Raw genomic sequence first — 8,693 nt, 5'->3', positions numbered from 1 at the left:
GATTATTACAGTAATCAGAGTGAATGGTAGATCTTGTTTACTTAATAGTCTGTTTTATGATCATTTGATACAGAGTCGTGTTAACGAAAAGGAGGCTAGTAGTGTTATGAGAAGTAAAACTATTTTTTGTAAAAACATTTTTCAAAGTTGTCTTGTTATGCTTCTGCTGCTAGGCTTCTCTTTTCTCTTGCTGGATGTGCTGATGATGAGGAGAAGGCGGAGCTTGCGTCGTATCATTGGGAAACGGTAGCAGTGTCTCAAGAAGAGTTTCGTATACCAGAAAACTATATGAATAAGGATGAGTTGTATCTCTTTGTGTCGCGGGATATTCTTGATTCTCATTATGATTTGTCTAAAGTCACTCTTGGAGATAAGCCCATCAAATTAGTTGACTCATCGTTCAATTTACCTGGTCCAGAACTTAAAGCTTTATTTTTGGTTGGAAAATTTGATTTAAAAGACAAGTCAAGTTCTAATGTTCTTAAAGTACCAGGGATTAATAAAACAGGTAATGTTGCCGTAGGTTATAAGAAGAAATAGTAATATTTTGCACTTGATTTGAAGCGTTTCCCTGATGATGAATTAGTTAATGAAACTTGTAGATTAGAGGGTTTGGAATGAATATGTATGTTGGAGGTATATGTTAAATAGGGTTGTGTCTCGTTATGATTCGTTCGTTGCGAATCATCAACGTGCAAAAGGTACTTTAGTATATTTTATAGTTCTTATGCCGCAGGTGTTATCAGTTTTTATTACTGGTTTGATACAGCTTGCTGGAATGTTGTTGCTTATTTATACAATGGGATCATTGCATTCTGCTTCGACGCTGCTTGAAGGGTTTGTTGCGTTTAAGTTGGCATTATCTTTCTTCTTACAAGCATTGGGTTTTATTGCTAAAGATCGTTGTGAGATGCTTCTTATCGCTTTGTTTCGTCAGCTTACTTTCCATCGTTTTGTGCGTTTATCTGTTCAGAATAATGATGATGAAACATTGCAGTCTTCGGCATTAACATATCCAAATCAGATAAGTCAGATAGCTTATGGTGTTGATTTCGTGTTATCAATATTGCAGTTTATTATTCTTTTTGCTATCTGTGTTGTTCAATATCACGAGAATAGTATTGTAGCGGTTTTACTATTAGTTCTCTTATGTGTTGGTAATTTGTTTCTTATACGTTGGATTGGCGTATTGTGGAAGAACTATGTGGATTTAGAAGGTAAACGTCGTAATCTTCTCAGTAAGATTATTGATAAACTTCCTCACGCTTCAAGAGTGTATCGTTATAATGTTGGTATTACGGCGATTGAAGATGCGCGTAAAGCAGAAGAAAGAGTGTTGTATAAGCGCATATTTCCTCAATTATTGAGTAATATTGTTGAGCAAGGTGGGTTGACATTACTGCTTGCTGGTGTTGTTCTTGTTCATGTAACTATTTTTCCAAATGCGTTGTTTAATGTTGGAATTCTTTTTGCGATTAAATATTTGTATGGTGCCATGCAGAATAATATTGTGAATTATCGCGTGATTCGGCTTGCTCTTCCAATGGACAAGGATTTAGTGCAATTAGAGCAAAATGCTATGAAGAATACTCGTGCGGATGCTACTAATATTTCTGATTCTGTTGTGTTTGATAATAAGTTCGCTCTTTTGTCTAAAGAAGCTGGCTCGGCGTTGAATGCGTATGAGTCTATTGTTAGCAGTAGTAAAATATTGGTGCCTTGTAATCCTATTATGTCGCAGGGGCTTATTGAAGCTTGGTTTGATATTGCGAGCGATGATACTCGTCGGAAGTATGAAAACTTCTTGCGTTTATTTAATGTGTCGCGTGAGGTTGCGGATAGGTTTTTGCATAATCCTGAAACGTTATCTGTTGGTGAGCGTCAACGCATGGTGCTTGCTATGGCGTTTGCTCAAGACGTGGAATATTTGGTGCTTGATGACGTGTTTTCTGTGTTAAATCCAGAGCTTCGAGAAACAGTTTCACAAGCCATGCTAAGTTCTCAAGTTCATCATATTGTTTTATTTGCACGTAATCCAGAGTATATTCCTTGTGTGTTTTATGGTAACAACTCTAAGCAAGTCACGCATAGTGTGGTTGAAGAAAATCATTTGCAGAATACTGGTAGTGATAAAACTATGCAAGCGGATTGTGTGGAATCGAAAATTCCTACAGGTGCAGAATCACGTGGTAAGTTCATTAGAACTGTGCGCGAATTGTTCTCCGCTAGTATTATTTGTTTGCCGATAGCAACAGTACTTATAGTTCTTGCTGAGTTAATGTTTGTAGAGAATATTGCTACGAACACCAACTTAAATATGCTTCAGTCTTCTGCATTGTTTGCAAGCTTGCTTATTGTCGTTGGTATTATTGCTCTTAATTTTCCTGTATATGCTGTGCCAATTGTGCGGCTTACAAAACTGCATAATCGTTTGATTATGCGTTTGCATAAGTATTCAAATATTGATAATAAAGGTGATGTTTTAGGTAGACTTGGGGATGATTTTTCTGACTTACAGATGAGTATTCCGAGTGCTATTGCACACGTTATTTTTGTTATTGTTCAAACAGTAATAGTTCTTGCTATGACAATTGCTGCGGTACCGCAGTACGTATACATAATGATTATTATGGTGCCGTTATCTTGTCTCATATGGTATGCCGGTTCGCGATTACTCAATACGGCTGCGGATAAACAAGCACAATATCGCGATAAGTTCTTAGGAGCATTATCGTCGTTATTATCAACGCGAAGTTTACCGCAAGGTGCTATTTTTGATAGTTCGCGCAAGTATCATTATGCTTCGTCAGAAAATAAGTATTGGCAGCGTATGCGTCGTTTTATCAATATTTACACAGTGAGAAATTGCATGATGCAAAGTCTCTCTTTAATATTGGAATTTTCAATACTTTATATGCTTACAGTATCATCAATGAATTTTGCTTCTGCTAGTGCTGTGTTGTATTTTGTGGTAATGCTGTCGTCAAGCTTGGAAAATGTGATTGAAACTTTGCAAGATTCAGGAGTTTTGACCCAGACTGCTCAACGAGTTTTCAGCTTGGAAAATTATGAGCGTAAGCAGCAAGCGTATAAGAGGAATGAATTAGCATACCAGAATCTTAGTAATACCATTGCTGATAGTGATATTTCTTCAGTTGCTATTATTGGCGCTAGTGGTGCTGGTAAATCAGTATTGTTGCGAGATTGGTTTGATTATAACAATACTCAGAATTGTATGCTGATTGAAGATTACTTATTTGATGATAATGGTGCTATTGTTGCTCCAGATTTCACGTCGCTCACAAAGTGTATTGGTGCTCAACAGCGAACTGTTATTATGTTGGATGAGACGTTCAAAAGTGTAACTGATGCTGATGGCTGTAGTGAACGTGAAATAATTGTGCGAGCTATTAGATGTGCTAAAACGAGGAATAACAAGCTTGTAGTTGTGTTGCACGCGCAAACTAATTGTGATGTATTCGATAAGGTAATTAATTTTGATGAATATTATAAGAATCCAAAAGTACTGTGAGTTGCGTTCGTTGAGACGTTACTGATGGTGGATTGTTGGGCTTGAATTCATATTGTAATTGCATACTGTATACGTTTGTGAAGCAACAAGTGGAATGTGTTGCGATATGCGATACAGTATTTTATGATGTGTGTATGGAGGTTGGTTTATATGGCAGTTACTAAGACAGCGAATGTGAATGTGAGAATACAAGAAAATATTAAGCAGCAGGCTGAGCAGATTTTGGAAACGATTGGAATTTCTAGGGCTACGGCTATTGACATGTTTTATCGTCAAATCATTCTTAATAAGGGTATTCCGTTTTCGCTTACTATTCCAAAGTCTCTTCCGGCACAAGATGATATGGATGAGAAAACGTTTAATGCTTTGATAGCTAAAGGCTATGATCAGGCGGTTCAAAGTGATAGCTATCCGATAGATGATGTTTTTGAGGAGCTTGAACGATGATAGGAAACCGTGAGGTAAGCTTGGTTTTAGAAAATTAAACTTTTTAACGATAGCTTTTTCTATCGTTAAAAAGTTTAGTATGCGACGGCTTTAGGCTGGCTTGGAGCGGTTTTTTGAGCGTGTTTTGGCTGTTTCTTACTCGAGTGCCTATTGATTTAGTTGCTTATGTTTTAGGGAACAAATTAGTGTAAAAATCGTAAAAAAGTTCCCTACATTATTTGATTTCTTATGCTGTTACAATTGGTAACTATAGTGTTTCACCTTGTTTCTTTTTCCGTTGTAAATTATTTGTTAGTTTGTAATTAGGCGGTATCTAAATCAAATGTTTCAATACTAATTTGGTTTCCGTCAAGTAATTTCATGATGTGTAATAAGTGATTTGAAAGGAGTTGTGTTATGAGTAGCGTTATATCTTTGGGAGAAAAAATTAGAAAGGCTCGTCTGGAAGCTGGGTTGACGCAGGAGGAGCTTTCGGAATTATTGATGGTATCTCGTGCTGCTGTAGCAAAATGGGAAACGAATCGGGGTTTGCCGGATATCGAGAATCTGAAATTTATTGCATCTGCTCTAAGCGTGAGCGTTGATTATCTTTTGGATGAGAACAATAGCGTTGATTTTTCTATTACTAAGAAGCCTATTAATCTCAATAAATATTGTTTCGACGGTAGGGTGAGCAGTTTTAAGAAGTCGAAAATTAAAGAGCAGATTGTCTTAGATGAATATCCTGACTCAGAAATCAATATGCTAACTGTTGTTAAGACTTATAACAGTTCATCTGAGAAGATAGTGGATAATTTTGTTGGATGGTTTTCTACTCTCCTTGGAGGATTGCCATTGTTTGGCATATATGATTTCAGTAAAGCTGTTGCCACTCTTGGGGCTGATCAGTATTATTTGGTGGATAAAAAAGATAAGCAGTATTTCGTGCTTATAACTGATGAGTATATTATTAGCAGAATTATGGGAGTGGCGTTTAATAGTAAAAAGTTCCGTATTGGAGATAAAGAATTTATGAAAGTTGGTTTGCTTCGTAATAAGTAGTAAATGGGTGGGTGGGTCTGGTTTTAATATTTTTTCTCATAATATTTGTTGATAAAAAACATGATTAATGGAGAAAAGGCGACTGAAATAGCTAAAAGAGCAGCTGGTAAATATGCTTTTGTGATAAATGCAATTATGGCAATTATTCCCATTAGGTGCATTAGTATGAATGCCATTGTTGCATTTACTTTATCTTTGATTTTCTCGTTTCTTTCATCGTTCATATTTATTTTGTAGGTGTGGTCTTTTTTCATCATCTTATAGTGCATGATTTTTACGTGTGAAAGTGAGATAATCACAACAAAAACAACTGACAATACAATTTCGACGGATTCATTCAGTTTAAGAGTCAGTGCAAGAATTAATCCGCAAATACCTATTACATAACCTATGTACCAAAAATTCTGGGTTTTTTGTTTTTTCATTTTTTATCCTCCTCGTAAATAAATATTTCTTCGATTGTTAAATTAAAGTACTTAGCAATTTTGTATGCCAATATGATTGACGGGTTATATCTCCCATTTTCCAAAGAACCGACTGTTTGTCTTGATACTTCGAGTGCGTCAGCAAGTTCTTCCTGGGTTATGCCTTTTTCTTTTCTAATTTGTTCAAGTCTATTTTTCACATTACATTCTCCTTTCTAATGGAAAGCTAGCTTTACATATAAGATAATCGTTTCGAAAGTAAATGTCAAGTTTGCTTTCCATTGGATTTAATTTCGATAATATTGTTTGCAAAGTTTCATAGTATTCAAGAGAGTAAGAARWMATAGAAGTATAAATATAAAGGTATAAAAGCAAGTTGGCATCAGTCTAATATGATTGATGTCAACTTGTGTTTTTGTGTTATTAATTTTTTAGCGTTTGCTCGGTGTGTTAGAGTTAGGAATGTTATGTCTCAGCAAGAAAAATATGTTGCAGATAATCATTTAGTTGATTCTGCCGAACCGTGTAAAGAGCCTATGAAAAAAAGTGATGAATCAGTAAAAGAAGTGCCATTGCTTGAATTAAGCAATGTATCTTTTCGTTACGATACTCATAGTGATGAAAGTGTTGCAAATAAAGATAAAAAAGACAATGAAGATAATTGCAACTATGCTCTTCATAAAGTAAACCTTAGTATTCATCAAGGTGAATTCGTTGGAATTATTGGACCTTCTGGGTCTGGTAAAACAACTCTTGCTTCACTTTTTTCTGGAGCAATTCCTCACCATTATTCGGGAAAGTTTTTCGGAACTGTCAGAATTGCTGGTCATGACACTACTACTCTTGAGCTCACTAATATTGCTTGTTTAATTGGCTCTGTTATTCAAGATATTGATGCGCAAATGGTTGCTGCAAACGTTGAAGATGAGTTGCTTTTTGGCTTAGAAAACTTCGGAGTTTCGCACGATGAAATTCCTGAGCGTATAGCAAATGCACTAGAAACTGTTGGTATTAGCAATTTGCGAAATCGTGATTTAGACACGCTATCTGGAGGTCAAAAGCAGAAGGTCGCAATAGCTGCTATTTTGGCTTTAAGGCCTAAAGTGATGGTTTTAGATGAGCCTACTTGTGCGCTGGATCCAGTTTCTTCACGTATGATTTTCGATGTTTTAAGTGATTTGAATAAAAACTTTGGTATTACTATTGTAGTGATTGAGCAAAAAGTAGCTTTATTAAGTGAATATTGCAAGCGTCTTATAGTGCTTTCTAAAGGTGAGCTTGTTCTCGATGCTCCTGTTTGCGAAGCTCTTAAAGATATAGAGTTACTTCGTAAAGTAGGTATTAATTATCCACGTACTACGCGATTGCTTAAACAATTGCAAGATGAACAAATTTGCGATCCAGCACCTCTTAGTGTTGGCGTTGATGAGACTGTAAATACTATTGTTAAAACTTTGCGTTCTGATTATTTTAAACTTTCTAATCGCGATGATGTGTATGATGTAGAAGCTGATTTAGAACTTAATAAAGAAGATTCTAAAAGAGCTAACAATGCAGTTAATAATATTGATAAGCCATGCCTTTCAATAGATCATGTGAGTTTTGCTTATGCAAATGATGTCAAGGCTCTAAAAGATATTTCATTTGATGCTTATGCTGGTGAATTGATCGCATTAATTGGTAAAAACGGTGCCGGAAAAACTACTATTACAAAAATTATTAACGGTTTACTAAGACCTACTGAAGGTAGTGTGACAATTGACGGTATCGACACCAAGCCATTGCGAATTAGTCAAATAGCAAAATATGTTGCGACATTATTCCAAAATCCTGATCATCAATTATGTAAAGAGACTGTTCTTGAAGAAGTAGAGTTGAGCTGTATTTTAATTGGTGAAGATTCTAGTCAAGCGAAAACGCATGCAATGGAAATTATTGAGAAACTTGACTTAAATCCTACTGACAGTCCATTCATGCTTTCTAGAGGGCAGAGACAAATGGTGGCATTGGCTGCAACTGTCGTAACGCGTCCTAAAATACTTGTTCTCGATGAACCAACTTGTGGGCTTGATTACCATGAATGCGTGAGAATTATGCAAGTGGTTGAGGAGTTGCGAGCTCACGGTTGTTGCGTGATTATGGTTTGTCATGATATGGAAGTTGTGCTTGATTATGCAACTAGACTTATAACGATTAATGATGGAAAGCTTATTATTGATGGTTCGGCGCATGATGTTTTTGAAAAACCAGATGTCTGCTCAGCTGCTTCTTTATATCCACCATTATTGTGTGCTGTTTGCCAAGGTTTGGTTTCTAACGGTTTTAAGCAATGCTATGGATTGTATACGCGAAAAGAATTAGTTGAAGCGTTGCGTTTTGGTAAAATCGCAAAACTTAGTCAGAATAAGCAGCATAATCAGCAGAATAGTTAGAAGTAAAATAAAGGCATCTGATATTTATGAAAACGAGACTATTAACATATCAATCAGGCAACACATTCCTTCACCGCACAAACCCTATTGCGAAGCTAATTCTTGCTGCGAGTATTGTAATAAGCGTATTTATTGCTAAACAGTATTCTGTACTTATTGCGCTAGCTGTTATTATTTTTGTTGGCATGGCTTTTACTCATGTTGTTAAAACATTATTTGGCCTTATTAAAGCTATGCTAATAATTTCTTGCGTAATGTTTTTGCTACAAACTGTTATTGCTCAAAGTGGGAACTATATTTTTCTATGGTTTACGTTAAGAGGTATTGATATTGGAGCGAAAGCTTCTTTGCGTTTGTTCTGTTTTGCTTTTCCTCTTGTTACAGTGCTAACAGTAACTAAATTAAACGATCTTGCAAATGCTGTAGTCCAATATTTGCATATTCCATATTGTTATGCTTTTACTATAACTACTGCGGTTCGTTTTGTGCCTATTTTTGCGCAAGAAATGTCTCAAATCACAGAAGCTCAAATGGCTCGCGGAGTTGAATACGATAGTAAAAATCCATTTAAAAAATTAAAACTTATGATGCCTCTTATTGTGCCTCTTTTGGTTTCTTCAGTGCGTAAAGCAGATAGTTCTGCGCTAGCAGCGGAAGAGCGCGGCTTTTATTTGCGTACACGCAAGTCTTCGTATTACAAATACCCATTCGGATGGCGTGGATTCTTGTCTTTAGTTATTTCTGCACTTATTATTGCTTTACCAATATGCACTTCAATCTTTTTGCCAAATTTAGTGTAAAATATTTGTGTAAATC

The 8,693-nt window shown here is 35.9% G+C and carries 7 protein-coding genes and 1 pseudogene; 6 read left to right on the top strand and 2 right to left on the bottom strand.

All coding sequences use genetic code 11. The annotated features are described in order from the left end of the window. Window positions 1–106: 106 nt before the first annotated feature. The 4 genes and pseudogenes from A5294_RS03130 to A5294_RS03115 all read left to right on the top strand — a co-directional run bounded on the left by A5294_RS03130 (window position 107) and on the right by A5294_RS03115 (window position 5,020). A pseudogene (locus A5294_RS03130) lies at window positions 107–540 on the top strand (hypothetical protein). 100 nt (window positions 541–640) lie between these two features. After that, window positions 641–3,532 (top strand): ATP-binding cassette domain-containing protein, encoded by a 2,892-nt coding sequence (locus A5294_RS03125; protein WP_064340436.1) that lies wholly within the window; start codon window positions 641–643, stop codon window positions 3,530–3,532. 150 nt (window positions 3,533–3,682) lie between these two features. Further along, window positions 3,683–3,979 (top strand): type II toxin-antitoxin system RelB/DinJ family antitoxin, encoded by a 297-nt coding sequence (locus A5294_RS03120; RefSeq protein WP_064340435.1) that lies wholly within the window; start codon window positions 3,683–3,685, stop codon window positions 3,977–3,979. 396 nt (window positions 3,980–4,375) lie between these two features. After that, window positions 4,376–5,020: a helix-turn-helix transcriptional regulator gene (locus tag A5294_RS03115; protein WP_082851876.1), complete on the top strand. Its 645-nt coding sequence runs from the start codon at window positions 4,376–4,378 to the stop codon at window positions 5,018–5,020. A gap of 23 nt (window positions 5,021–5,043) precedes the next feature. Here A5294_RS03115 and A5294_RS03110 read toward each other — a convergent pair whose 3' ends face one another. Then, window positions 5,044–5,445 carry a hypothetical protein gene (locus A5294_RS03110; protein WP_009994776.1) on the bottom strand — a complete coding sequence of 134 codons (402 nt, stop codon included), beginning with the start codon at window positions 5,443–5,445 and terminating at the stop codon, window positions 5,044–5,046. Then, window positions 5,442–5,645, bottom strand: coding sequence for a helix-turn-helix transcriptional regulator (locus A5294_RS03105; protein WP_004113289.1), 204 nt, complete (start codon window positions 5,643–5,645; stop codon window positions 5,442–5,444). Before A5294_RS03105 ends, A5294_RS03110 begins: the two co-directional genes overlap by 4 nt. Window positions 5,646–6,011: 366 nt before the next feature. Between A5294_RS03105 and A5294_RS03100 the strand changes: the two genes are divergently transcribed. Together A5294_RS03100 and A5294_RS03095 are read left to right on the top strand one after the other, a co-directional pair. Continuing rightward, a complete protein-coding gene (locus A5294_RS03100) occupies window positions 6,012–7,877 on the top strand; it encodes an ABC transporter ATP-binding protein (RefSeq protein WP_032842540.1) in 1,866 nt (621 codons plus the stop codon). A gap of 26 nt (window positions 7,878–7,903) precedes the next feature. After that, complete coding sequence (locus tag A5294_RS03095) at window positions 7,904–8,677, top strand: energy-coupling factor transporter transmembrane protein EcfT (protein WP_004106997.1); 774 nt, start codon at window positions 7,904–7,906, stop codon at window positions 8,675–8,677. Window positions 8,678–8,693 lie beyond the last annotated feature (16 nt).

It is taken from the genome of Gardnerella sp. 30-4 (assembly GCF_001641215.1).
In the GTDB taxonomy this organism is placed as follows: domain Bacteria; phylum Actinomycetota; class Actinomycetes; order Actinomycetales; family Bifidobacteriaceae; genus Bifidobacterium; species Bifidobacterium leopoldii.
This window is presented reverse-complemented; position numbering and strand designations above follow the sequence as displayed.